We start from the raw sequence: 24,649 nt of genomic DNA on the forward strand, positions 1-24,649 counted from the left end.
ACTTCATCTTTTTGTCGGCTCGTGGGGCTGGTCCTGTGCAGCAATGCGTCGATGGTTTACTTCGCTTTGGATTCGCTCCGTGTGGCAGTCGTCACGACGCTGGCCTGTTCGCTGCTGCTTCAGGCCGACTACTTCGGCTGCGTGCTCTTTTTCGCGGACGTCGATGATCTGTAGAACTGTTCATTCGCTCCGCAGAGGGCCGGCGAATCCAATCTCTTCCTAAGCCCGTTGGCCGTAATCGAAAGACACGAGGCCGGCGAGTTCGTGCTCAGCTGCCACAGTGCTAGCAAGGGAACGGAATCCAATCCCGGAGCAGATGGCGAGAGTTGAGCGAAGACTGCGGTCGGAGCTCCTGCGCTTCCGGGTCTCCAAGGGGACGACTGTGCGAACCGAAGGGACTTTGAAGCGTTGACGTGGCCGGCGTGCGGTAGGTTGGGCCAGCGACAGGGCTCCCAGCCGGCCTGTGCTGACTTCGCTTCCTTTGGCGAAATGTGGGTAACGGCGAGGGCCGCACTCTTCCCGGGCCGTCGACATTCCCGCCCTTTTGGTGCGTGCGCCGTTAGGCGCGACAATTCGGTGCCCGCGTGTAACTGCGCGCATTCGCCGAAGCTTAGACGTGGTGCATTCCCGCTCGCCCGTTTGGCGGACAGTTCCGGCCGTGCTTGTTTTGCCGGCCTAACGCCCGCCGCTCGTCACTGCCACACCCCTCTCCGGCAACGGCTCGGCGCATCGCGCAAGCCGGTTTAGCGATCAGGCCAGGCCCTTCGCGAGTTCCAACGCCTGCCGTTCGAAGAGGCGGCGGTAAATGCCACCATCGAGATTGATCAGGGCGGCATGATCGCCGTCCTCCATGATGCGGCCACGGTCGAAGACGAGCAGCCGATCGAGCGAGCGGACGGTCGACAGCCGGTGTGCGATGACGAGTGTGGTTCGACCCACCATCAACCGATCCACCGCTTGTTGAATGAGCACCTCGGATTCCGAATCGAGGCTCGATGTGGCCTCGTCCAGAATCAGGATCGGCGCGTTCGCGAGGAAGGCGCGCGCGATCGCCACGCGCTGGCGCTCGCCGCCGGAGAGCTTCAAACCCCTTTCGCCGACCAATGTCCCATAGCCCTTCGGCAGGGGCGCGATGAATTCGTGGGCACTTGCCAGCCGTGCCGCTTGCTCGATCTCGGCCTGGCTCGCGCCAGGCCGGCCATAGGCGATGTTCTCGGCAAGCGACCTGTGAAACAGGATCGGCTCCTGCTGCACGATCGCGATCTGCGAACGAAGGGACTCTTGGGTCACCTCGGAGACGTCCTGACCGTCTATCAGGATCCGGCCGCCGCTCAGGTCGTAGAGTCTCTGGATCAGCTTCACGAATGTTGTCTTGCCGGAACCGGAGGGTCCAACCAACCCAACCCTTTCGCCAGCTTCAATCGACAGCGAACATTCGCTATAGAGCGGCAGGGGATGGTTGGCGTAGCGGAAGTGGACGTTCTCGAAATCGATACGGCCGTTCGTGATCCGGATCGGCTTGGCCTCTGGACGATCGGCAACATCCACCTTCTGATTGTGGATGGCCACCAGTTCTTCCATATCATTAACCGAGTGCTGCACGTTGCGGACATGCATGCCGGCATCACGCAGATAGCCCTGCAGGACGATGAAGGACGTGAGAACATATGCTATCTCGCCCGGCGTTGCCTGTCCATGCGACCACAGAAGCAGGGCATATCCGACCACCGCCACCCTGAGCGCAACCAAAGTTACGCCTTGGGTTGAGCCGATGATCGTTCCGCGCACCCAGCTCCGGCGCGCGCGGTGCCGCCATTTCGTCATGATATTTGCAAGCCGCTCGTCTTCGCGAACCTCTGCGCCGAAGCCCTTGACCACAGCGTTGCAACTGACCGCGTCCGCAAGCGCGCCGCTGAGCCTTGTGTCCCATCGGTTGGCAAGGCTCGCCGCTGGCGCGACATAGCCGAGCGACAGCGAAATCGAAAACGCAAGGTAGACGAGAGAGCCGCAAGCAAAGATCACGCCCATGACCGGCCAGTGCCAGCCGAGCAGCACCGTCGAGCCGATCAAGATGACAAACGACGGGAGCAGCGTGACGAGTATCGTGCTGTTGAGGAGGTCGAGCGCCCACATGCCGCGCGTTATCTTGCGCACTGTCGAGCCGGCGAAGCTGTTTGCATGCCAGTCTGTCGAAAAACGCTGCACATGATGGAACGCTTCGGTCGCGACATCGGAAATCATTTTCAACACCAGGTCGTTCAGGCCAATTAAGGCGACGTGGCGCATGGCAATGGAACCGAGTGCCAATGCAATCGGTACAGAGAATGCTGCAACAGCTGAATCCGAAGCTGGTGCTGCCGCATTAGCAGCACGAGAAACAGCGTCGATGAGTCGGCCAGAATAGAGCGGCATCAACACGTCAGCCAGCGTGGAGGCGAGCATCGCGGTCATGATGATCGCGAGCCGGGCCGGCTGCCTGTTCCAGAGGCGAACAGTGAAGGCGAAAACGTCGCGACAAGTGGCGCCGCGCCCATGGACGGGGAAACGTCTCATAGTTTCCAAGCGGGCGCATCAACACGCTCGGTCCCAAAGACGATAAAAGACAAAACTGGAATTTCGACCTCCCCCATAACAGCATCAATTTTGGCGGGCAGCTCTTGCCGCCTCACGACGGTGAGTTCAAAAGTCGTGCCAACTGAGCGGGAACATCCGAAGGACAAATTCAGCAGGTTACCGAGCCTGGAGAAAGTCAGCCGCCATCCAGTCGAATACGATTGCTACGGCTGCTCAACTCGGGAGATTGGAAAAGAAGGTCGATGTATCGATTGAATTTTGAGCTTGTTCTTGCCTCGATCAAATAAGTACAGTTGCAATGCAGCTTTCTCAGGCCCGGCACTTAGGTGCTGATTTCAAAAGCGCGCCGCGAATACTTTCCTGCCCATATTCCGTCAATCGAATGCTCGACTGTCGGATTGTGCGCTCCCCGACACAGTGCTGTCGGTTCGCCTCCTGGGTACCTCCCCCGTCGATTGACGACCTGAAGGAGAAGCTTCGCTCGCAAGCTGGCACGACTCTTGAGGGTACTCCAGGTGGCGGAAGGAACTCCGGCTCGAGTCCCGTTGACTTCGGATGTTGCGAGGCTGGGTTGGAGCAAACTGTGCACCAATGAGAACGCAATGAAGGAGACATCATGGAACTCCGGCGGATTGCGGTGGAGTTAGACCTATTCCTCAAGATGACTGATGATGTCGCTCAATCCGAACAGTTGTTCGAACTGTTGTCTGCGTTTGCGCTGAATTTCGATTGCCCGTGGATTGCCTATGGGCCGCTCGCATCAGAGAGGGCTTTCAAGCCGAACCGAGAGGGTTCTGTGGTGATGTGGAATTATCCCGCTGAATGGCAGGAGCGCTACTCGAGAATGGGCTATGCCAAAATAGACCCCCTCATCAAGAAAGGTCGAAAGGAGGCGGGACCCTTTCGATGGAGCGAGGTGTATACTGATGAAAACATAACTGAAGATGGACGCCGCGTCTTGGACGAAGCAGCAACATTCGGCTTGAGGTCAGGCGTTACCGTCCCATTACATGGCCCTGGTGGCAGCTTTAGGTTTGTGAGTTTTGCTCAATCCTCGGACTGCGAATTGCAGAATAGAGCGATCACCTACCTGCAAATGGCCGCGCTGCGGTTTCATCGGATGGTTACGAAGTTCGACACTACGACTGCGTCGGAACGAGCTCATAACCTGTCTCCGAGAGAAATAGAGTGCATTGATTTGGTGTCACAAGGAAAATCATCTTGGGAAATAGGAACTATTTTAGGCAGATCACGAAATACGATAGATTTCCATTTAAAAAATGTAATGCGGAAGTTGGATGCGACCAGCAGAACGGTAGCTGTTGTAAAAGCTTTGAACCTTGGGATTATCGAACCGCCGTAGGTGCGCAGCTAGTTCTCCGCCCGTAGTAGCGCGCGTGATAGCCGAGACGCTCCGGCGTGCGCTCGCTCTTCGAAGCACCCAGCGCCTCGTCCATCTCGGCCTCGAGCACCTCCTGCATCACGGCGCGAATCACCTCGTGCAATCCATCCGGCTTCGAAAGCAAAATGTCGTTGACGCTGCTATGGCGGATTTATCTTCAGGCTTGGTCCTGGTGGCGATGCTGAGTTCGCTTCGCTGAGATTGGGCGGTCATGACAGGGTGGTGTTCAATGTCACCGATTCCTGGAAGAAACTACCATCCGTATTAAGCGACTGACGATGAGTGATGTGTGTCCAAAATCTGACAGCTGTCAGAAAACATGTCGGGTTCAATACAGCGGAGCGTCTTAGCTCTGTCGGGCTTTTCGAAGCCTATCTCGCAGTAACTGCGCGCCAGGCGCACTAGCTCGGCCTTTGCTGGTCGATGTGCGGCAATATAGTGTGAGGGCTGACCCGCATGAGAACACGGAACTCGCTCGATGAAGGATGATCGACGGCATCCAGAAAGCTTCTCTCCGGCGGGTTCGAGGGTGCTGCGCGCGCATCTCGGCGACGGGCCAGCGACCAACGGTTGAGGCTACATCTCCGGAGCGAGTGATGCCTCGAAAGATGCAATGCTGTCTCTGGTCCGACGCGCTGGAAGTTTGTGAAGGTCGGCCCGGCAAGTCGGTGAACCGGGCGGCTTAGGCTGCCAAAAAGGGTAGATGTCTGCGTTGCCTCGGTAGATCAGCAGGCGGTATCAGAAAGCCAAAGGCACACGCACACCATCGTGGCGCTTCGCAGGAAGTAGATGGGAGTAATCACCAGTGATTTTACCGGAACTTCGCTCAGCAAACACAGCCGGCAGGGTTTTGGAGATAACGACGACCACGGGATGCGTCGTAGGATGTTCATATTGTCCCCAGGACAAGTTCGCGGTCCGGCAAAGAAAAGTGTCTCATGCGAGTCATCTGGATCTTGAAGATTTCAAGCGGTGTCTGGCCCGCGTACCGACTTCCGTCGACATTGGTTTTGCGGGATACTCCGAACCTTGGCTCAATCCGGACTGTACCGAAATGGTGGAGCACGCCTTCGCCAAAGGCCATGGCATCAGGATTTTTACGACGCTGGTGGGAATGAACGGGCAGGACCTGCAACGATTGCAAGCCTTGCGCTTGGGCGTATTCGTGGTCCATGTTTTCGATGACGGCACCTACATGAACAGCCGCCTGGTCGGAGACAAGTATCGCGATCTGGTTCGTCAACTCGTCGACGCGGACATCCCCTTGATCCGATTCGTGGCCTTGGGCGAGCCCCACCCAGATATAGCCGACATTATTCCTACCGAAGCCCTGATAAAAGCGCGGCCGGTGAGCAGTAGGGGTGGAAGCGTCGACCCTAAGATCGTTGCACCACGTCAGCCAGTGGTCGGAGCCCTAACCTGCGTGGACGCACGACAGTATCGGAATGTTCTTCTTCCAAACGGCGACGTTACCCTGTGCTCTATGGATTTTGAACGGCGTCACGTATTGGGCAACCTTCTATATGAGGGTTACTCCGCTCTGTTTGAAAAGCCAGTTTTTCGCGAAATCGTCGACCGCATGAATGGAGCAGATGGTTTTCTGCTTTGCAGGATGTGTGAATTCGCCGACCCAAACGACCGGACCTGAGTGCATGCCGGCCGAGAGGGCGTGCCTGGCAGTGCGGATGGCCCCACGACAGATGCACCTGCCCGCGACGCCATCGTGTTTTCACGTTACGCCAGTATGTTCCTGTAGGCGCGGCAGTGGGTCTCGAGCATTTCGGAGACGAGCTCATCGAAAGGTCTTCGCCTTCCAACCGAGCTTGTCGGCCTGCCTAGCTTGAGGTAACGCCGATCACAGGTCAACCATCGGTCGGATGGAAACAGTGTTAGTCGATCCCGATCAGAGCTTGATTGCTTACTCACGGCTCACCTCGTCAACGCCTTCACCCTCCCGGACGATCTCCTTTTCGACTCGCCTGAAGGCAGCAGCCCAGCTGCGGCCGGGGATGGTTGCCGTCGCGGTAGTGGACGTTCTCGAAACCGATGCGGCCCTTCGCCAGCGCGTCTCCCGGTTGCTTCCGCCTGGCCTACGAACGGGCTTTCCGTCAAGGGGGTCCACGGCGGCCCCGCCCTCTTGATCCGGCGGCTCGGGCCAGTCATCGCGCAAGAGATCGGAATCCGCATTCTTCTCAAAGAGAGCGTGGCTTTCGCTGTGTCATCGGTCATCAAATAGTTTCTTGAATCAGGTTGGTGTCCGCAGCCCGAGGTTGAACGGCGAATATTGATGACCGCCGCGAAGCCGCTCGCTCGCTACGGCGCTATTGAGGGGGCGCGCTCGCGAGCGGCTTCGCTACCGCCGAGCTACACAACCTCTGGCGACGCGACCCTGCTAATCGTCCTTGGACTCATTCATTGTCCGGAGGCGCTATGGGTAGCGATGGGTGGGTACGTCAACTACCTGATGCCATAGTATCGGTGCTTTCGCGGAAGCTATAGAAGCCATCTTGTTGGAGCACATTCTCTGAAGGCATCCGAATGGAGGGCAACGCAACCCAACAATATTCGATGAGGATCCCGGCATCACCAGACCAACGAAAGCTTCGGTATTCTGCTTCAATGTTAAACGGCGAACATCTGCCGCAAACCACTAGCCATTAAACAGCTCTCTTCTTTGAACGACTATGTGCAGAGGACTTAATATGAACGGCGACGCTTTCACGGCTCATGAATCTAACGTTCGTCGTTATTGCCGGGCGTTCCCCACCGTCTTTACGAAGGCCCTTGGGGCGACGATCTGGGACGAGACGGGTAAGCCCTTTATCGATTTCCTGGTGGGTTCCGGCGCACTCAATTACGGGCACAACAATCCGGATATTATGGCGCCAGCGATTGAATATCTCGTCGGTGAGAACATTCTTCTGTCGCTTGATATGCATACGGCGGCAAAGCGTGACTTCATTGAAGGGTTCGTCGATTGGATCCTGAAACCCAGAGGCCTTTCGTACAAGATTCAGTTTCCTGGGCCGACCGGCACGAACGCCAACGAAGCGGCGCTCGCGCTGGCGCGAAAATGCACCGGCCGCTCGAGCGTCATGGCCTTTACGAATGCGTTTCACGGGATGTCGCTCGGCTCTCTGGCGGTGTCGGGTTCGGCCTCAACCAGGGAACAGGGAGGCGTTGCTCGCCACGATGTGATCCGTGTTCCCTATGACGGTTATCCGAGCCAAGCATTCGATTCCGTCAGCTACATCGACTGCATTTTGAGTGACCCGGGGAGCGGCATAGAAAAGCCTGCCGCAATCATTCTGGAGATCATCCAGGCAGAAGGCGGCATGAACGCCGCATCCACGGCTTGGCTCACGGAAATTCAGCGAATTTGCCGCACGCACGGCATTGTTTTTATCGTCGACGACATTCAGGCGGGTGCGGGCCGAACTGGCGATTTCTTCTCATTCGAGTCCGCGAAAATCGAACCGGATATTGTGTGTCTTTCTAAGTCGCTAAGCGGTTCAGGTAGTCCGTTGTCCATCGTTCTGATTCGACCCGACTTGGACATATGGAAGCCCGGAGAGCATAGCGGGACCTTCAGAGGCAACAATTTCGCCTTCGTGACGGCAGGAGCCATGTGCAAGATGTGGTCGGATAGGAAATTTACTGCAGGTGTCGAGCGGACAGCCCTCAGGCTGCAAACGCACCTCGATCGCTTGGTTGCGAAATTTCCAAGATACATCGAACAGAAGCGCGGCCGCGGTCTGATGGCCGGCTTGAAATGCCGTTCACCGGCACTTGTCGGCCGCGTGCACGATGTCGCATTCGAAAATGGCCTTCTTATCGAATCCTCGGGGCCAAATCGCGACGTTATCAAAGTCCTCCCGCCGATAACCATCACCGATGCCGAACTCGATCGTGGCATCACCATCCTTGACCACGCACTACAGGAGCAGGACAATGCCTAGTCAGATATCTCAAGTGCCAGCCATCTCCCCGGTTTCGATCAGAGAACGGATTGGCTCGATCAACACTGCGGAGATCATCTCGGTCCTGAAAGGTGAGCTCACCGCTCTGCACATCAAGCAAGCTTTCAGCACCGAAGTAGCCGAGAAGATCACCACGAACTTTGTTGGTAGTGCCGGTCTCAAGGAGCGTAACGATGGGGTGCCCGGACAATATGTCGGCGCATCACACTACAGGAAGGATGCAGCCACTTATTTTGCAGATGCGGAAGCTGCGCGACCTTACGTCAACGCCCTTTTTGGGAATTTGGTTGACCCAGTCCGAGCCGTATTCGGCGCGTTGAAGCGCGAGCTTCACAGCCAGGGTATCGAATTGCGGCTCGCCCGTTCGGAACGCGGCAAGGCCAATGTCTGTCGCGCCCTCAGTTGGACTGGCACAGGCATGTTTTCTTTGGCCCCCCACGACGATGTCGCTCAAGTCCTATGGGCTGGTAACGATTACGAGCTTTCTGCGGTGGCGCACAATACCGTCGCAGCGCTCAACTTTTATCCCAGTATGCCCGAGGAAGGTGGCAATCTTCGCCTCTGGAGCCATAAGCCGAACGTCGCCGACCGAAAGTCGCAGGATGTGGAGACAACAGGATATCCCTATTCGGCAGCCTATCTTGAAGCCGTTCCTTGCCGCGAGATCCAGCTCAAGGCCGGCGATATCGCCCTGATCGATGGCGGCTTCGTTCACGGGGTTACCGGTCAACCGGGCAACGGAAAGCGTCGCGTGCTGCTGAATTGCTTTTTCGGATTTGCGCGGCCTGATCTTGTTCTCTGGTGGACCTGAGGGGCTGCCGACAGCGGCCCACTGTTTTTGCCGACAGTGAAGTCATCAACTGCTTCATAGGATGCCCCTAGTCAAAGGCCCTTCGGACATCCGGCCGGGAAACTCATTCCTTGCAGATGAACTCGCAGGTCGTGGGGCCTTTGAGGGTCTTGGGCCTGTGACCTTGCCCCTCTGATCTAATCCGGGTTGAAATTCGCTCTGGCCATCCGGGAGGATCAGGGCAAGGAGCGCAGCCGCTTGTCTGAAGAGCACATCATCAGAGTTTTGAAGGAACATAAGGCCGGGTGTCGGTTGCCGATCTGTGCGCCGCCAAGCACGTGGTCAGCGACGCCTCGATTTACAACTGAAAGGCCCGCTTCGGTGGATGGATGCTCGAGCTCCGCAGGATGCGCGGCTGAAGCGGCTTCGCCATGTTCGACCATGCCTCATTGAAGGATCTTATGGGAAAGGATGTATGGTCTGCCCCGCTGATGCAAGGGTTCGTGACATCGTCGACGACGATTCCAGTCGCATAAATGTATCCTCTCGCGAGTGGACTGCTGTTGCAGCCGCGCACGCCGTTCCCAGAAATGGTTCGGGCACGAGCCCGTTTTTTTCACAGGGCTTATGGCATGCTGATCCACGGCTCCGGCTGGGTCCATGACTATTCCCGAGCCTTGCAATCAACCGCAAGCGTTAGGTGAAAGCAGGGTCCCTGCGTTCTGACGATACGCACCGTCTTGGCGGCAAAGGCAACAACGGCCTTGTTCGGGTGCATCCGGCTCTGAAGACCATCAAGCCAGCATTCAGCCGATCCCGGTGTTCGATCCAGATGACGGAAGCACGATCGCGCGCCATGAACGAGAAGTTTGCGAACATAGCGGTTCCCGTTGCTTGATCATACCGAGGAGCTTCGGCTTGCCCCGGTCGAGTGTTCCCGCGGGTTAAGGCCAGCCATGCGGGCAATTAGCGAGCCTTCTGGAACTGGCGCCCGCTGCCGCCGGCCGCCGGCCGTGGCTCCGAGTGCCAATTCCCGGAATCGTCATGAGCCGGCGGGCAACATCCTCTCGATCTGCGATCGCAGGGTCTCCCTCTGTCACCTCGCTGATACGCTGCTCCAACCGCCGCAGGTCCGCGGAAAGGTCCGTCTGCGCATTGCCGGCGAGAGATAATTCGACACGTCGTCGAGCACCTGCGATAGGTCCAGCTTGAACAGACCCGCTCCCTGTCCCAGTGCTATGCCGTACTCCAAGCAGAATGCTCGCATCTGGTTGATAAGACGCGTTCGCGTGAGGACCATCTGGTCGCGCACGCGATACGAAGCGTTGAGATCAGTTTGCTCCTCGGGGCAGACCGCATTGTCGGCCGCGTGCGGCTTCGGCGATGGCCTCGGCCTCGATGATGTCGCTTTTGTTCGACTGAACGCGGGCTTCGCAAACTGTGCCGGGATCAGGCGCACATTTGTGCCACAGCGCCTGTAGCTTCCTGACGATCCATTGTGATCCAGCGCAAGGTTCATTGCCACCACAGCAGGCGCCGCCCGCTCAAAAAACTCAGCAACGTATCGCGCCGGAAACGAATTCGCTGGACGGGCTCGCAGTCAGGGGCAACGTCACCTGCGGCGAAGTTGTAGACTGCGGGTTAAGTCGGCAAGATGCCGACGCAGGTTGGCCAGTTCGAACGGAATCAAATGGCTATTTGCGACTTGCGCCATCCTATTTTCTTGGTCCAAACCTTTTGCGCCGGACGGGCGGCTTCGATGGCGCGAGCAGTTCCCACGTCGCTTCTTGTCCCCCGGCGCTAGATCCCCGGTCGGTGGTTGGTGACGTTCAAATGTTCTTCCGTTAACGCACTGCGTACCACTCGCCCGCTATCATCGCCTTGTCGGCAGCATTGAGGGCTGCCTAAGCCTGGAAGAACTCGTATCAGAACTTTCGCGCGGTCAGACCTCCTGAGCACATGCGCGCAATGTTTCTTCGAGGATGTCGAGTGCTTCGGCAAATACTGAGTCCTCGATAGTGATCGGGGGGAGGAAGCGGATGACGTTTCCATAAACGCCGCAGATCAGGAGGATGAGGCCCCTCTCGAGCGCCTTCTCGCGGACACTATTCGTGAATTCTACACTAGGTTTTCTTGAGCCGGGGACCGTGAACTCGATCGCATTCATGAGACCCATACCACGGATGTCGGCGATCTGCGGAACGACATCCTTCAGCGATTGCAGCCGCCGTTTCAGGCGTACGCCGAGTTGTTCGGCGCGGTGGCACAAACCCTCTTCTTCGATCACGTCGAGGACAGCATTTCCCGCGGCGATGCCGATCGGGCTGCCACCATAAGTGCCACCTAGGCCGCCCGGTCCCGGTGCATCCATAATCTCGGCCCGACCGGTGACAGCTGCTATAGGAAATCCGCCGCCGAGACCCTTGGCCATGGTGGTGATGTCCGGAAAGACACCGAAGTGCTCCATGGCGAAGAGCTTACCGGTTCGGGCAAACCCGGTCTGTACTTCGTCTGCGATCAACAGGATGCCGTGTTTGTCAGCGATTGCGCGCAGCTGATCCATGAATGCACACGGCACTTCATAAAAGCCGCCTTCGCCCTGCACTGGCTCTACGATAAACGCAGCGACGCGGTCGGGATCAACATCAGCCTTGAAAAGCTTGTCGAGCACGGAGAGCGATTCGTTGATCGTGGTGCCATGGAACTCTATGGGGAATGGGACGTGGAAGACGTCGGGCACCATCGGCCCGAAACCGGCCTTGTAGGGCTGGACCTTCCCGGTCAACGTCATACCCATGAAGGTGCGGCCGTGGAAGGCGCCGGTGAAGGCGATGATCGCGCTGCGGTTTGTAGAGGCGCGGGCGATCTTGACGGCGTTCTCGACGGCTTCAGCGCCGGTTGTGACGAAGAGCGTTTTCTTTTTGAAGTTGCCAGGCACGGCGTCATTCAACCGTTCAGCGAGCCGGACGTAGTTCTCATAAGGCACGACCTGATGGCAAGTATGCGTGAAGCGGTCGAGTTGGTCTTTCACCGCTGCAACGACCTTTGGATGACGATGGCCGGTGTTGACTACTGCTATGCCTGCGGCGAAATCGATATAACGCCGTCCCTCCACGTTCCAGATTTCGGCATTGAGCGCCTTGTCGGCATAAACCTGTGTAGTCACGCCGACCCCGCGGGCGATCGCATCGGACCTGCGAGCCGCAATATCAGTATTCATAAAAAAAACCTCAAAAGTGATTGCGCAAACAAAGACGCCCCCGATATGCGATCATTCCGAGGATCATAACGCTTTCGACGGCGAGACGGTCCTGATCTGGATCAAGAGGCCCCCAAGATTCTGACGAACTGAGTCTCCTCTTGGGTGCTAGTCAGCTATTGGCCACCTTAGCAACGAAAGGACTGACACGCTCACCCTTGCTGCGAAAGATGCTCGTGAACGGCGAGCCATCGACCTTGTCAACTTCGGATTCAATCGTCCTCACGCTCAAGACTGCGCACTTTGATGCAGTGGCGGGGAATGGGGGGTCGCTAAATGAGTGGCCGATCTTTCTCAAACACGGTGCTCCTGCTGCAGCACTCTTCCACTCCTCTCCTGAAGCGAGCAAGTGGTATCCTGTTCGAGAGCGGCTTATGGAACATAAGGAGGCGCATCAGCTCCACTGCATATACTCCGAGCTCGCGCAGGAGCAAGCGTCTACGCTCTGATATTGTCGGGTTATCGACTGTGTCGGACATGAGCCACTCAGCGTCATCAGCGCGATCGCATTTTCTTAAATCATTTTCTCTTTGGCACGAGATATGCGGAGCTATTCGGAAACGCGCTGAGGCACGGACCGAGGAGACAATCACCCCATGATGACCGCTCGACCGATATGCGGTCTCCGCCGTGAAAACCGGGTCTCCCGAGCCGGCAAGCCGGCGGGCGGCCGGGTATTTCTCTTGCAGCGGCGGCGGACTTCTGAACCTGCGGCAAGAAGCGTCGGCTGGACGATTTGCTGCGGGAGCCTTTCTTCCGCCATGACAACGCCGGGTTGCTCGCGTCGGCTGCATATCCGTCCCTCGCTTCGGAAGCGCCAGACGGAGTGGTTCGAGAGGATGCAAGTAGCCTTCCCTCGCTTCGGCGGGTCCGACTGTACGAAGGCGCTGGTCGAACATCAAGATGCGGCGACGCTGGAGGTGGGGTTCAACATGCGGCTGCACACTATTTGGCCCCTACGCTGCGGGTTGTGCGCCTCTCCGGGCGTACGAAAGGGAGGGGCGAATGCGGGTCGGCTCCGTCAAGCACAATGCGATAGCCGGCCGCCAGTTCGAGAGCTGGACGGCCTTCGAGGCGCATCTGGACCGGTGGATGCGCGGATTGCCGATCAGCGTGTGCATGGCGCCTGACTTGAATGAGTGGGGGTCAATCCTCATCACCTCCAATCGCTGCGTTGTCGAATGGGGCGGTGCGTTTAGCGGTCCTGTGGTGGCAACCGCGATCCTTGATCGCTTGCTCGATTATTCCATAGTGATTCCCTTCGCGGTTACAGCTACCCGCTTCGTCAAAGCGTCGTTCCGGCCTATTGCAGAAGGCCGGAACGACGCTCAACACCAATTAAAACTGCAAACCAATGAGAGGGTGACCGTGCAAAACATGAGGAGGCGCCCATGCTCATCGCACGTCCCTCCTTCAATGCTGGGCGAAGGGTACTGAATGTTCATGTACCAGAAGAGGGGGCCAAACTGAAGAGCGCGTTAAGTTTGGTTGTGCCGCCCCCGTGTTGCTTCGACCCGGTTCACCCCACCGGCGCAGCAGTTCAGAGTGGGCACAAGTCGCTATTCGCAAACCGCTTGGAAGGTCAGCTCAGAGTGGCTGGTTAAAACGTTAGCCGAGGACGACACCAATGAACGGCGCCGAATTGCTTGTATCTGCACTTGAAAACGAGAACGTTCGGCAGATCTTCGGCGTTCCCGGAGAAGAGAATCTCGACGTTGTTGAAGCACTACGGCATTCCTCGATCAAACTAGTGGTGACGCGCCACGAGCAGGCGGCATCGTTCATGGCGGCTACGCATGGGCGGCTTACCGGAAAGCCCGGTGTCTGTCTGGCTACGCTCGGTCCCGGCGCGCTGAATCTCACGACGGGCGCAGCCTACGCCCTGCTCGGCGCGATGCCCATGATCATGATCACCGGGCAGAAGTGCATACGCAGCCGGACCCAGGCGCGATTCCAAATCGTGGACATGGTCTCGACCATGACGCCGCTGACCAAGATGGCGCGCCAGATTGTCGACCCAGCGACAATTCCGACCATCGTGAGTGAAGCCTTTCGGGTAGCGCAACAGGAGCGGCCAGGGCCGGTCCATCTCGAACTCCCGGAAGATATCGCAGCCGAGAAACTGGCCGTGGTCCCACCGATGGTGCCGCCCCATTTGATCAACCCGCCCGTTGCGGCCAAGGAGGCGTTGGATAGTGCGGCAGAGCTCATCCTGAAGGCCGAGCGGCCGCTGGTGATGTTGGGTGCAGCCGCAAACAGACCGCGCCTGACTGCGGAGCTGTCGGACTTCGTGAGGCGCCTGCAAATTCCGTTCTTCAACACGCAAATGGGTAAAGGCGCGGTATCGGGCGGGTCCCGACTGTACGTGGGCACGGCCGCTTTATCGGAGCGGGATTACGTGCATCGGGCAATCGATCGCGCCGATCTCGTCATCTCGATCGGCCATGACACCGTCGAAAAACCTCCTTTTCTGATGAGGCTGAAAGGGCCGGCCGTCCTCCATGTGGGTTATCTACCGGCGACGGTAGACGAGGTATTCTTCGCATGTGCAGAGGTGGTGGGCGATATTGGACCGAGCCTGAGATTGCTTGCCGACCGCCTCGAGGGAAGGCTGCCCAACGCCGGTGCGCTACTCGGGCTGCGTGAGGGGATCCTGACCAGGATCGCCGACCGGGCGAAGGAAAGCCGGTACCCCCTAACGCCGCAGCGAATCGTGCACGACGTGCGTCAGGTTATGCCTGAGGACGGAATCGTCTGCCTCGACAACGGAATGTACAAGATTTGGTTCGCTCGCAACTACCGCACCCGGGTAGCCAACACGCTTCTCCTCGATAATGCGCTCGCCACCATGGGCGCAGGGCTGCCTTCAGCAATCGTTGCCGCGATGCTCTGTCCGGAACGTCGCGTTCTCGCTATATGCGGCGACGGCGGCTTCATGATGAACTCGCAGGAACTGGAGACGGCGATCCGCCTCGGACATCGGCTGGTCGTGCTCATCCTACAGGACGACGCTTATGGGATGATCCGCTGGAAACAGGCTGTAAATAGCTACAGCGATTTCGGCATGACCTTCGGCAATCCCGATTTTGTCGCTTATGCCAAGGCCTACGGCATCGAAGGCAGACGAATCGAAGGCCCCAACGATCTCGCGCCGACGCTCGAAGCGGCATTTGCGGCGGGCGGTATCCATCTTATCAGCACGCCGGTGGATTATTCGGAAAACATGCGGGTCCTAGTCGACGAATTATCCAGTCAGAAAGACATCTGAGATCCTTTTTGATTGGGTCGTTGTCCCCAAGGTGCTCCTGCACTTTTTCGGACGTCCACGGGTCACTTGTTTCTCTTCGCCGTGGCGCTTGGGCGGCCACATGACGGGATCAGGGAGACGTCTCGATCTGGTTCACGACTGGTTTGGCAGGTTCAGGACACTCAACTAGGTGTTTAGATGGGGTATTCGGCTTTGTCCCACGTCTTGAACGGGTGTTTGAGGTGCTGCTTCGCGCTGATGATAAAACGTGGTCTGCGTGAACAGCCACAAGCATCAGGAAAGGAAGCGCAGCATGAGGCATTATCCCGGACTGGACGTCTCGGTGAAAGAGACGGCCGTCTGCATCGTGGATGAAGGAGGCCGCATTTGCCGAGAGATGAAGCTTGCGAGCCATCCGAACGATCTTGTTGAGGCGTTGAAGAACCCCGCCTGGAATCTGGCCCGGATCGGGCTTGAAGCTGGTCCCTTATCAAATGGTTGTTCAGTGGTCTGGCGGGAGCCGGACTACCTGCAATCTGCATCGTAACCCGTCATGCGAAGGCCTTTCTCAAGGCGCAGGTCAACAAGAGCGACCGCAACGATGCGCGCGGCATCGCGCAGATGATGCGGGTTAATTGTGTTCCGGCCGATGCACGTCAAGACGCTGATGAGCAGGAACGTCGGGCGCCTGTTGACAGCCCGCAAGTTGCTGCAGGAAAAGGCCATCGCAATTGAGAATGACATTCGAGGCCTGTTGCGTAACTTCGGTCTCAGGTTGGCATTGTCGGCGCTGCCAAATTTGGGGATCGCATCCAGGACCTTTCCGGCGACATCCCGGAGCTACGTGACATCATGGAGGTGTTGCTCGCCGCCCGGCAGAAACTTCGCGAGCAATTCAAGGGTGACACGGTTTGCGCGGTTGACGACCGTCCCTGGTGTCGGACTGACCTGTCGGACTGACCTGATGAGGTGGACGGCCTCCGCTCCCGGCATCGCAATGTGCCAAAGTGTGGCTGTCGAAAGTCACATGAGGGAGAGCCGTCCATGGAGAAGGTTAGCACAATCGGTCTGGATGTCGCCAAGCACGTGTTTCAGGTGCACGGCGTTGACGCGCAGGGCGCAGTGGTTGTCCGCCGGAAGTTGCGTCGCGACGATGTAGTCGCATTCTTTACGTCCTTGCCGGCGTGCTTGATCGGCATCGAAGCCTGCGCAACGAGCCATCACTGGGCTCGTGTCCTCACGGCTCTGGGGCATGAGGTTCGCCTGATGCCTGCGTCATACGTCAAGCCATACGTGGAGCGGCAGAAGAATGATGCTTCGGATGCCGAGGCAATCTGCGAGGCGGTCACGCGACCGACGATGCGCTTTGTTCCGACAAAGAGCGAGGAGCAGCAGAGCGTGTTGATGCTGCATCGCGTCCGCGAGCTTTTGATCCGGCAGCGGACAATGCTGGTGAACGCCTTGCGCGGCCACTTGGCGGAGTTGGGCATCATCACTCGTCAGGGTGCTACAGGGCTGAGCATGCTCGTCGCGTTGGTTGAGGACGAGGGGCACGACCTCATTCCCCCGCTTGCCCGATCGGCCCTCTTTCTTTTGGTACAGCAATTGCGTGAGGTGCACGAGAAGGTCGGTGAGCTGGACCGACAGATTCACATCTGGCATCGTTCGCACGAGTTGAGCCGTCGCTTCGAAACGATCCCCGGCATCGGTCCGATCACCGCCAGCGCAATCGTTGCGACCGTGACAGATGCTTCCCTGTTCAAATCCGGCCGGCAACTCGCGGCTTGGCTTGGCCTGGTGCCGCGACAGAACTCATCCGGAGGAAAGGATCGGCTCGGGCGGATCAGCAAGCAAGGCGATCCCTACATCCGTCGCCTTCTTGTTGTGGGAGCCCATGCCGTGCTTCGCTTCTGTCGTAAGGGCAAAGCGGCACCCACTCGCTGGGCTGCCGAGCTTCTGGCGAAAAAGCCGTACAACGTCGTTGCGGTGGCCTTGGCAAACAAGATGGCCCGGATCGTCTGGGCGTTGATGACTACGGGCAAGCGCTTCGCGGATTCACCGGCGTAGTGACGTAGTCGCAGAGGATGCGCAGAGGTTGGTGAGGTGCTGATGGTGTGATGACCGACGGTCGAACCGGGATCGGAAAAACCCGCTCAGTGGGTGCCGCTCAAAAAGCGCGTTGACCTGTCTGGGATCCGATCCGCGGACTTCATCAAGGCCAGCGGCATGAACAGGCCGCACTCAAAGGCCGAATACATGCCTGCACCCGACCAACCTGTCATCAATGTCAGAAAGCCCTTGCCACGCGGAGGCCGTCCATACATGCCACTGAAGTTTCATCCGGCTGCCGTTAGAGCCTCGGCGGGTTTTGCTGCGATACAGAGAGTTTGAACGCCTCGCTCCGGTGCGGCTGCAGGCCGAAGGCGGTCCAGATCCGGCGGATGTGGTATGCGACAGGATGTCGCCGCAGCCATAGAACGGATCGACGTGGGTGGCGTCCTTCAGCGTGGTGTTCAGCGCGCGCTCGATCACCTCGGCCACCTGTGTGTCCGACAGAGTGGCGCGGGCGTCCAGGGCGATACTCATCAGTGGGCCCTTCGATCCAGTCCTGCACGAAACGCCTGCGCCATTTGCCCACCGTGTCTTCATGCACCCCGAGCCGCTCGGCGACGTCCTTGCTCTGAAGACCCTCGGCGCAGAACAGGATCATCCGGCGCTGGTCCGAGAGCGAGGGCGCCGCCTTGTACCGTCGAACCTGGGCTTCGAGAAAGCGCTCCTCATCGCTCAGCGCCACCTTCGTCCGCCACCCTACCTGCCATCGCATCACCTCCCGACTGCTCGGATCAATGAGACGAATACAGTTCCGAATGGCTAGCGACATGCGGCTAATCTTATCGAGGCGGCGACCCCATTATAGACCCCGTCGCTCACCTGCTGTGAATTGTCCAACTATTCGGCGAGAACGTCTGTCAGCTGGCGCTAGCTGCGCCGCTCCAGGGGGGAAGGGACGCAGATTCTAATCTCCATCAGGGGTCGGAGAAGGCGTAATAGACCAATGGATCAAGTCGACGGCACTCTGAAGTATCGCCTCGGTCCCAGCACGGCAGGGTGAAACGGCCATTACATATCCGATAGAGTCTCGGTAATCTCCCTTCCTTACGATCAGCGTCTTGGGTTTGACGTACAACTTAACCTCGGCGACACCGGGTATAGCAGCCGCGCGACTGTCTCCGTCGATCCAATCGAGGATGCCATCGCGATCAGGAAGTAGGGCCCGCCACGCCGCAACATTCGAATGGCTTCTGTGCAAATTCCATTCGTCGCCGATGACAAGTTTGATGTGCTCGCTGGTGAGATCGATGCCGTAAGCCAGCTGAACCGAGAGAGGACCGCCGGAAAGACGCGGATTTACTTCGATGACGACTGGGCCACGCTTTGTCCACCGGAATTCAATATTCGTTGGCCCCCAGCCAAGGTCGAGAGCCCGCAAACAGCTCAACGAAAGATCGGCGATACGCTTGTGCTGGTCATCACTCAGCGGGGCTGGGCAGATGCACTGATGGAAGACGAAATGCGGTGGCGGGCCAAAGTCAGAGGCGACAATTCCAATGACCTCGTTTCCCATCATATGAGCGCAATAATAGGGGCCTTGTGCGAATTCTTCGACCAGTATCGGGGAAGACCGCGTGGGATCCCCGCCCAACAGATAGGTCGTATGTTCGGCCAGCTCTTCCACATTGCGGCACAATCGGACACCGATGCTGCCGCTGCCCACGGCTGGCTTAATAACCACCGGCAGCCCGATCTCCACTGCAAAGCTTTCAACCTCCGTCGCATTCGCTGCCAAGTGATAAGCAGGTATTGGAACGTCGGCCTCCGCGAGGAGCTGACGTTGAGTGTATTTGTCGCAGCATCGTTCAATCGATACGGGGTTCGGCCCCGGTAGATCGAAGTGCTGGCAGAGCTTGCCAACTGTCGCAGAGACCGACTCGTCATTGCCCGCAAAGCCCGTAATGCCAGCAATGTCATACGTCTCACTTAACCGGGAACATTCGCGGATCAGCGCATCAAGATTTTCGGTATCGACTCGGGTGGCCTCAAGCTTTTCCTCCGCAAGATAATCGTACTGAGCTGGATCGGTCGACAGGGTAATTGGATGAAGGCCAAGACGCTGGGCCGCTTTCGTGTATCGCAGGCCCGTGTCCCTTGAATGGCCTTCAATCAGAATAAGCGCTCTTTTTGCCATCGGCGTTGACCTCCATTGCGTGCTGTGCTGTGGTCCGAGCTTAACAGGCATCAGCTTTTGTAGCCGTGCGACCCCGGACATGTGGTAAGTAGCACGGTCAGCTATTTGCAGGCGCAAAGGTTCTGTAAATTCATTTCAAGGAACCGTTACACGACTGAATTGTGGGTTTCTCGGTGATGTTGCGGCACAGCAGGGCAAGGCCCGTGAGCCTGAGCTCGGCCTGAAACTGGGACCCTCAATTCCGTCGCGTCTTTCGGAGCTCCCCTCTTCGGGGGCAACCCCTACACCACGTTTCTGTGCGATGGATCGCGATAGAGCGCATAGCTGACAGAGCGCTTGGCGATGATGTGCTTCACATGCTTCTGACCGTTGCGCGGTGGTCGGTATAAGGATGCGGTCGCACAATCTTCTTGGACCAGTAGCTTTGGGTATTTGCCTGGGCCAGACTCTGGGCGAGATCGATGCGCCTCGCTAAGATCGCGGCGGTCGTAAACCATCTGGGTTCCGCGGCGCGATCAGCTGCGCGATCAGCTATTGTCGGCTTTGTCGAATACGAGACACTGTGTTTTTGTGCTGGGCTTTCTGCTGCACTCTCATTTGACGCTTTGATCGGCAGCCAGAACGGTCTTTTCTGTGCCCTTCTGCCCGGTTGGCACGACTTTTGAAGCTCGTTTGTCGCGAGGCGGCAGGGCTGCCGCCGATCTTCATATCGTGGACACCTGCGAACATCGACGAGTAGAAGGAAATCAGCATGTCAGGTCAGTCTCAGAACGTATCCTGTGGGAACGGAGGGATCGGTAAATCCACAGTCACCAGGATTCGCTCGCTGCTCCTCTCCGCTTCAGGCAGAACCGTCCGAATCATTTGCTGCGACGGCAAGGCCAGAGATCAGTGAGGTGGACAATGGCGCCAGCAGGTGCAATGCGCGGCAACATTCAGGGAAACAAGCATGATTTCACGGCAGCGTATAATCGCAGGTGGCCGCACGCCTATTTTCGCGCGCATCTGGCCTTAGATTATGTGATTTCAGATCGGGCCAAACCGGTCTTTGAAAGGATATTCGCCGAGTATCGACGTGTTCGAAACAAGACTAGTTTGAAAATAATCGACGTCGGTTGCTCCTATGGCATCAACGCTGCTTTACTGCGCACCGATCTCGATCTCGACGATTTGTATGCTGCCTATCTGAAATCCGGAGGATCGCTCTCGGGACGACAGGAGTTAGAGCATCGCGCTTTCTTTCGGGATCGCGGTCTCCGCGACGATATCCAGTTCGTCGGCGTGGATCCATCATTCCGGGCTGTCAGGTATGCGCAGACCCTGGGCCTGCTGGAGGTTGGAGTAACGGCAGACTTGGAAACACGTGATTTGAGCGTCAAGGAACGATGCGCCCTCGAGGATGCGGACATCCTCATCAGCACAGGCTGTGTGGGCTACGCCACCGAGCGAACCTTTGCGCGCGTGTATGACGCCTCGGCGACGTCACGCCCGTGGGTCGTCGCCTTCGTAATGCATCCCTTCAGTTATGACGACATCGCCGCGGCCCTTCGGGGCTTCGGGTTAGAAACTAAGCACCTAGACCAGTTCAGACAGCGCCAGCGCCGCTTCTCCACACTAGTGGAACGGCGCGCAATCTTGAAGGCTATGAGCAAACTCGGCATGGAAGACCGCCTAGAGCGCACGACCGGCTATATTTACGCGTCCTGCTACGTCTCCGCACCGCCAGGCGAAGCTGGCCTGCCCCTATCGGGTGATCCATGTTGAACGTTGGTGCATGCTTGGTCTTTGCGTACGGGTGGCCGGCGTAGCTGGTCCGGGTCTTGTTGTGTTGGCGACATTCTTCGATTCAGATCCGGGATTCCTAGAAGAATTCGCCCTCGAGCAGTTCGTCACGAACCTTCGAGTTGAAGCTCTCGCAATAGCGATTTCCCAGGAGTGCCGGGCATAATGTAGGCGGTTTTGACCCCGACAGCGGCGCCATCACGCGACGCCTGGTCATGAACTCTGGGCGTCATTGGATCGAACGTGGGCCGGGAATGCCGGAGGATGAACAGATCGGAGAGAAGTCGATCACGTCGACGGCCTTCAAGTGGTGACACGCTCTCTGACGACGGTGCCTTGTGAACTCATCGATCACATTGAGCATGCGCATTACCTTCCACTGCTGGTTCGATCCTCGACGAGTCGGAGGACCAGACATTTTAGGATACTCCAGCCGAAGCCGGATGGACAGATCGTCATTGAGTCACAGAGAGACGGCCACGTCTGGGTGCTTCTGAGAACCTTCAGCCCCTCACGCCGCCAGATCCGTTTGAGGTCACCTCCAGACGCAGAGCAGCATCACGGCGACGCGCGATAGGTGTAGCGGCCATATTGGCGGGCGAGCACGATGATGTCGGCGGTCAAAGCCACTTCATCGGAACCTCGGTCCATGGATTTATAAGCACCCGGCGCCCCCGTCATTGGGGAACTCCAAGTTCAGCAACAATATCCAACACGCACGCACGGCGACGGGCGGCGCCTGGAAGTTTCCCCGCGCAGCTTCCGCCAGGATCATCTTGTCCGGCGTCAGGTCGGAGCCGGCGTTCTCGGTCAAGTTCTTTCAGCCGCCTGACCTGATTCGCCTTCACCCCCCCCAAGGTCCGACCAGTGACGAAAGTAGGTAACTTCCGTCACCTATCGTTGGGTTCGCCTCTGCAATCGATTTGCCCTGCAAAATTAGAACTCAACCTGCTGCAGCTTCGTGCCGATCTCGCCCGCATGTCTCTTTCTGGCCAGTTCTTCACTCATGCATCGGCTAGAAAGCAATACCTAAGGGAAGACCTCTCAGACACAGGACAGCGCGGTCGAAGCCTGAACCATGACGAACTCGTCGATGGCCATGACATGGCAGCTTCGAGTGAACTAGTTGAACCCACTCAAGCGGTCGCCCCTCTGCGCGACGACCTGCAATGCGATCGCAGGAACCATCTGCGCAGTGCACTAGGCTAACACTCCGTGTATCCATTAGTGGTCTGCCCCGGCGAACTTAGCGTGCAGCGACGCCGCGGCGAAGTGAAACAGCTTCGCGGCGCCTGTTATTCCATATAGGCGATCCGCAGATGCCGGCTCCGTGGGTGACATCGCAATCGGGAGTTTCATCGCGACCATACGTTCGAGTGGCATGATAGACGAACGCGGCCATTCAATGTTCCATGTGTCTCGCGTTCACTCACGTCCGATGAAAACGCCTGTGTTCGCAAGCCGACACGCTGAGGTACACGTATTCCGCCAATGCTACGCGAACCACACGGTTTTCCCTCTTTCTCGCACAGGTTTTGGTGGCACGCCGATTGCATGGAAACGATGAAGGCACCAAGTGCCGGACATAGCTGTTCACCTCGATCAGCTAATCTGAACGGTTAAATGCAACATAAAGACATCGAAGGAGTAGGTCATGCGAGTAGCCGTCGTGTGGAATCATGATCATACGGGCGTGATCAACCGGTTCGGTCACCCTTGTCAGGAGGAATACGGCCGCGAGATGGTGGAACGGATGGTGGCGGCGCTGCAAGGGCGCGGCCACGAGACACTGCTGTGCGAAGGCGATAAAGGACTACTCGCCACGCTCGAGCGGTTCATGCCACCTGATCCGCAAGCCCGCCCCTCCGGAATGGTCTTCAACATGGCCGCCGGAATACAAGGCGAGTGCCGTCTCACGCACGTTCCGGCTATGCTCGAGATGGCCGGCGTCCCATACACTGGATCGAGCCCGCTCGGGCATGGGGTGGCGCTCGACAAAGCTATCACCAAAAGACTCATCCGGGATCGCGGTGTGCCGACACCGAACTTCCGCGTGATGCGTACCGGCACTGAGAGCACCGAAGGTATTCGATTCCCAGTGGTAGTGAAGCCGCGCCACGAATCCCTCAGCTGCGGATTGCAGCTCGTGCATGAACCTGCTGAGTTGAGACGCGCCGTGGAAGGTATTGTCACGCAATATGAACAGGATGTCCTCGTGGAAGAATACATTGAGGGGCGAGAAATATACGTCGCACTGCTGGGAAATGGAGAACCCGAGGTGCTGCCTCTGATTGAGCTGGACTTCGGCGACCGTGAAACGCGTCTTGTGACTTGGGAAGACAAGCAGCACATGGCTGTCGCGGCGCCGCAGACCATTTGCCCGGCGCGAATCGATAGTAAGCTTGCGACGGCGCTGCGGGATATTTCGGTTGCGACCTTCCGTGCCTGCCAATGCCGGGACTATGCCCGCGTTGACCTCCGGATCGACCGGTCCGGCCGGCCTTTTGTGTTGGAGATCAACTCCATGCCGGCGCTCGGCGCGAACAGCTTTTATCCCCTGGTCGCGAGGGCCGCCGGACACAGCTTTCCTAGTTTGGTTAATCGCATGCTCGACATCGCCTACACGCGGTACTTCGGAGTCGGCATTCCCCAAGGCTGACGCCCGTCGAGTCGCGACCGCCGGGTGCAGCGTCGGTGACGAAGGCGACATAGAGAAAGCCGGCTCAGATCGCCGCATATCCGACACCCAAATTCAGGCGCCGGCGCTGGCGGTTGGCGTGATCCAGCGGGCAGGCGCGGCTTGTCGCTTTTGGCAATCTCCGCCGGCTTGATGGTCGACAAAGGCAATCAGCGTTTGAATGGCGTTCGAGCCCGTAAGCGGAAGCCTTAGGCAAGATCTCATTGGCTTGCCGAAACTGGCGGTTATCCGCCCTCCGCGAGCTTCTCCGCACCCGCGCGTGGGGTAAGCACATCGCTGTCCACATCCGCCCCTCCTCACCCAGTCCTTGAGCGTCTGCACCATGTAGCCGATTTTGGCCGCGATTGACGACATGGTCGCTCTCAGCGTGACTGGGGAGGTCCCCTCGTGATCCAAACCACCCGAACCGCGCTGGCCGGACCTCGGTTGAAATCGATTTGTTGTTTGATTGGCTCCTGCTTCTCAAAAGTTGGAGCGCCCCGCACGCGGCGCGGTTCATGGGAAATCCGCCGGCTTTCATCGAAAAGTAGCTGACGATGCCTACGACTGGTCGCATGTGCTTTGCCATCTTGAATGGAGTGCTTATATACGCGAGAAGAGCTTGCGCTCCATGGTGGTCAGGCGTTCCGGGCCTTTTTCCGTCACCAGCACCGTCTCGCTGAAGCCCATCC

13 protein-coding genes and 5 pseudogenes are annotated in these 24,649 nt (G+C 58.0%); 12 read left to right on the forward strand and 6 right to left on the reverse strand.

The genetic code is table 11. The features are described from left to right. The first annotated feature begins 51 nt into the window (after positions 1-51). Positions 52-174: an exopolysaccharide production repressor protein gene (locus EN862_RS33680; protein WP_127230881.1), complete on the forward strand. Its 123-nt coding sequence runs from the start codon at positions 52-54 to the stop codon at positions 172-174. Between the two features lie 576 nt (positions 175-750). Here EN862_RS33680 and EN862_RS33685 read toward each other — a convergent pair. Continuing rightward, a complete protein-coding gene (locus EN862_RS33685; RefSeq protein WP_126097331.1) occupies positions 751-2,553 on the reverse strand; it encodes an ABC transporter ATP-binding protein in 1,803 nt (600 codons plus the stop codon). 637 nt (positions 2,554-3,190) lie between these two features. Here EN862_RS33685 and EN862_RS33690 point away from each other — a divergent pair. Further along, positions 3,191-3,937, forward strand: coding sequence for a LuxR family transcriptional regulator (locus tag EN862_RS33690; RefSeq protein ID WP_126097332.1), 747 nt, complete (start codon positions 3,191-3,193; stop codon positions 3,935-3,937). 16 nt (positions 3,938-3,953) lie between these two features. Here EN862_RS33690 and EN862_RS33695 read toward each other — a convergent pair. Then, positions 3,954-4,189, reverse strand: a pseudogene (locus EN862_RS33695) (transposase); the annotation flags it as partial. 718 nt (positions 4,190-4,907) lie between these two features. Between EN862_RS33695 and EN862_RS33700 the strand changes: the two are divergent. The 3 genes from EN862_RS33700 (at position 4,908) to EN862_RS33710 (ending at position 8,767) form a co-directional block, all read left to right on the forward strand. Then, positions 4,908-5,624, forward strand: a complete 717-nt coding sequence (locus EN862_RS33700; RefSeq protein WP_224571099.1) for an SPASM domain-containing protein — start codon at positions 4,908-4,910, stop codon at positions 5,622-5,624. 1,054 nt (positions 5,625-6,678) lie between these two features. Further along, entirely contained in the window at positions 6,679-7,935 is a 1,257-nt protein-coding gene (gene ectB, locus EN862_RS33705; protein WP_126097333.1) for a diaminobutyrate--2-oxoglutarate transaminase, read from the forward strand. Continuing rightward, on the forward strand, positions 7,928-8,767 hold the full coding sequence (locus EN862_RS33710; protein WP_126097334.1) for a hypothetical protein: 840 nt from the start codon (positions 7,928-7,930) through the stop codon (positions 8,765-8,767). Before ectB ends, EN862_RS33710 begins: the two co-directional genes overlap by 8 nt. A 1,921-nt stretch (positions 8,768-10,688) precedes the next feature. On the opposite strand, the gene EN862_RS33720 is transcribed toward EN862_RS33710, so the two are convergent. Beyond that, positions 10,689-11,966 (reverse strand): 4-aminobutyrate--2-oxoglutarate transaminase, encoded by a 1,278-nt coding sequence (locus EN862_RS33720; RefSeq protein ID WP_126097335.1) that lies wholly within the window; start codon positions 11,964-11,966, stop codon positions 10,689-10,691. 812 nt (positions 11,967-12,778) lie between these two features. On the opposite strand from EN862_RS33720, the pseudogene EN862_RS37110 reads away from it, so the two are divergent. The 5 genes and pseudogenes from EN862_RS37110 to EN862_RS33740 form a co-directional block, all read left to right on the forward strand. Beyond that, positions 12,779-13,129: pseudogene (locus EN862_RS37110) on the forward strand (IS21 family transposase); the annotation flags it as partial. Continuing rightward, positions 13,125-13,442: an ATP-binding protein gene (locus EN862_RS37470; protein WP_281015805.1), complete on the forward strand. Its 318-nt coding sequence runs from the start codon at positions 13,125-13,127 to the stop codon at positions 13,440-13,442. The pseudogene EN862_RS37110 and the gene EN862_RS37470, both read left to right, overlap by 5 nt. Before the next feature lie 190 nt (positions 13,443-13,632). Further along, positions 13,633-15,273: an acetolactate synthase large subunit gene (locus EN862_RS33730; protein ID WP_126097336.1), complete on the forward strand. Its 1,641-nt coding sequence runs from the start codon at positions 13,633-13,635 to the stop codon at positions 15,271-15,273. A gap of 292 nt (positions 15,274-15,565) precedes the next feature. Further along, positions 15,566-16,195, forward strand: a pseudogene (locus EN862_RS33735) (transposase); the annotation flags it as partial. A 101-nt stretch (positions 16,196-16,296) separates the two neighbouring features. Then, entirely contained in the window at positions 16,297-17,319 is a 1,023-nt protein-coding gene (locus tag EN862_RS33740) for an IS110 family transposase (protein ID WP_126097337.1), read from the forward strand. A 313-nt stretch (positions 17,320-17,632) separates the two neighbouring features. Here EN862_RS33740 and EN862_RS33745 read toward each other — a convergent pair. The 3 genes and pseudogenes from EN862_RS33745 to EN862_RS33755 form a co-directional block, all read right to left on the reverse strand. Further along, positions 17,633-18,076, reverse strand: a pseudogene (locus EN862_RS33745) (helix-turn-helix domain-containing protein); the annotation flags it as partial. 192 nt (positions 18,077-18,268) lie between these two features. Then, entirely contained in the window at positions 18,269-19,498 is a 1,230-nt protein-coding gene (locus EN862_RS33750; protein WP_126097338.1) for an acetyl-CoA carboxylase biotin carboxylase subunit family protein, read from the reverse strand. A 1,706-nt stretch (positions 19,499-21,204) separates the two neighbouring features. Then, positions 21,205-22,223, reverse strand: a pseudogene (locus tag EN862_RS33755) (integrase core domain-containing protein); the annotation flags it as partial. 711 nt (positions 22,224-22,934) lie between these two features. Here EN862_RS33755 and EN862_RS33760 point away from each other — a divergent pair. Continuing rightward, positions 22,935-23,939 carry an ATP-grasp domain-containing protein gene (locus EN862_RS33760; RefSeq protein WP_126097339.1) on the forward strand — a complete coding sequence of 335 codons (1,005 nt, stop codon included), beginning with the start codon at positions 22,935-22,937 and terminating at the stop codon, positions 23,937-23,939. Positions 23,940-24,426: 487 nt separating this feature from the next. Then, positions 24,427-24,649, forward strand: a 223-nt coding sequence (locus EN862_RS36620; protein ID WP_210212877.1) for a hypothetical protein, incomplete at its 3' end; no start/stop codon positions are given.

The organism is Mesorhizobium sp. M2E.F.Ca.ET.219.01.1.1, from assembly GCF_004016445.2.
Taxonomy (GTDB): domain Bacteria; phylum Pseudomonadota; class Alphaproteobacteria; order Rhizobiales; family Rhizobiaceae; genus Mesorhizobium.

Coding starts and splice junctions, on each gene's coding strand:
- EN862_RS33680 (WP_127230881.1), top strand. CDS start 52: ATGGTTTACTTCGCTTTGGATTCGCTCCGTGTGGCAGTCGTCACGACG.
- EN862_RS33685 (WP_126097331.1), bottom strand. CDS start 2,553: ATGAGACGTTTCCCCGTCCATGGGCGCGGCGCCACTTGTCGCGACGTT.
- EN862_RS33690 (WP_126097332.1), top strand. CDS start 3,191: ATGGAACTCCGGCGGATTGCGGTGGAGTTAGACCTATTCCTCAAGATG.
- ectB (WP_126097333.1), top strand. CDS start 6,679: ATGAACGGCGACGCTTTCACGGCTCATGAATCTAACGTTCGTCGTTAT.
- EN862_RS33710 (WP_126097334.1), top strand. CDS start 7,928: ATGCCTAGTCAGATATCTCAAGTGCCAGCCATCTCCCCGGTTTCGATC.
- EN862_RS33720 (WP_126097335.1), bottom strand. CDS start 11,966: ATGAATACTGATATTGCGGCTCGCAGGTCCGATGCGATCGCCCGCGGG.
- EN862_RS37470 (WP_281015805.1), top strand. CDS start 13,125: ATGGCGCCTGACTTGAATGAGTGGGGGTCAATCCTCATCACCTCCAAT.
- EN862_RS33730 (WP_126097336.1), top strand. CDS start 13,633: ATGAACGGCGCCGAATTGCTTGTATCTGCACTTGAAAACGAGAACGTT.
- EN862_RS33740 (WP_126097337.1), top strand. CDS start 16,297: ATGGAGAAGGTTAGCACAATCGGTCTGGATGTCGCCAAGCACGTGTTT.
- EN862_RS33750 (WP_126097338.1), bottom strand. CDS start 19,498: ATGGCAAAAAGAGCGCTTATTCTGATTGAAGGCCATTCAAGGGACACG.
- EN862_RS33760 (WP_126097339.1), top strand. CDS start 22,935: ATGCGAGTAGCCGTCGTGTGGAATCATGATCATACGGGCGTGATCAAC.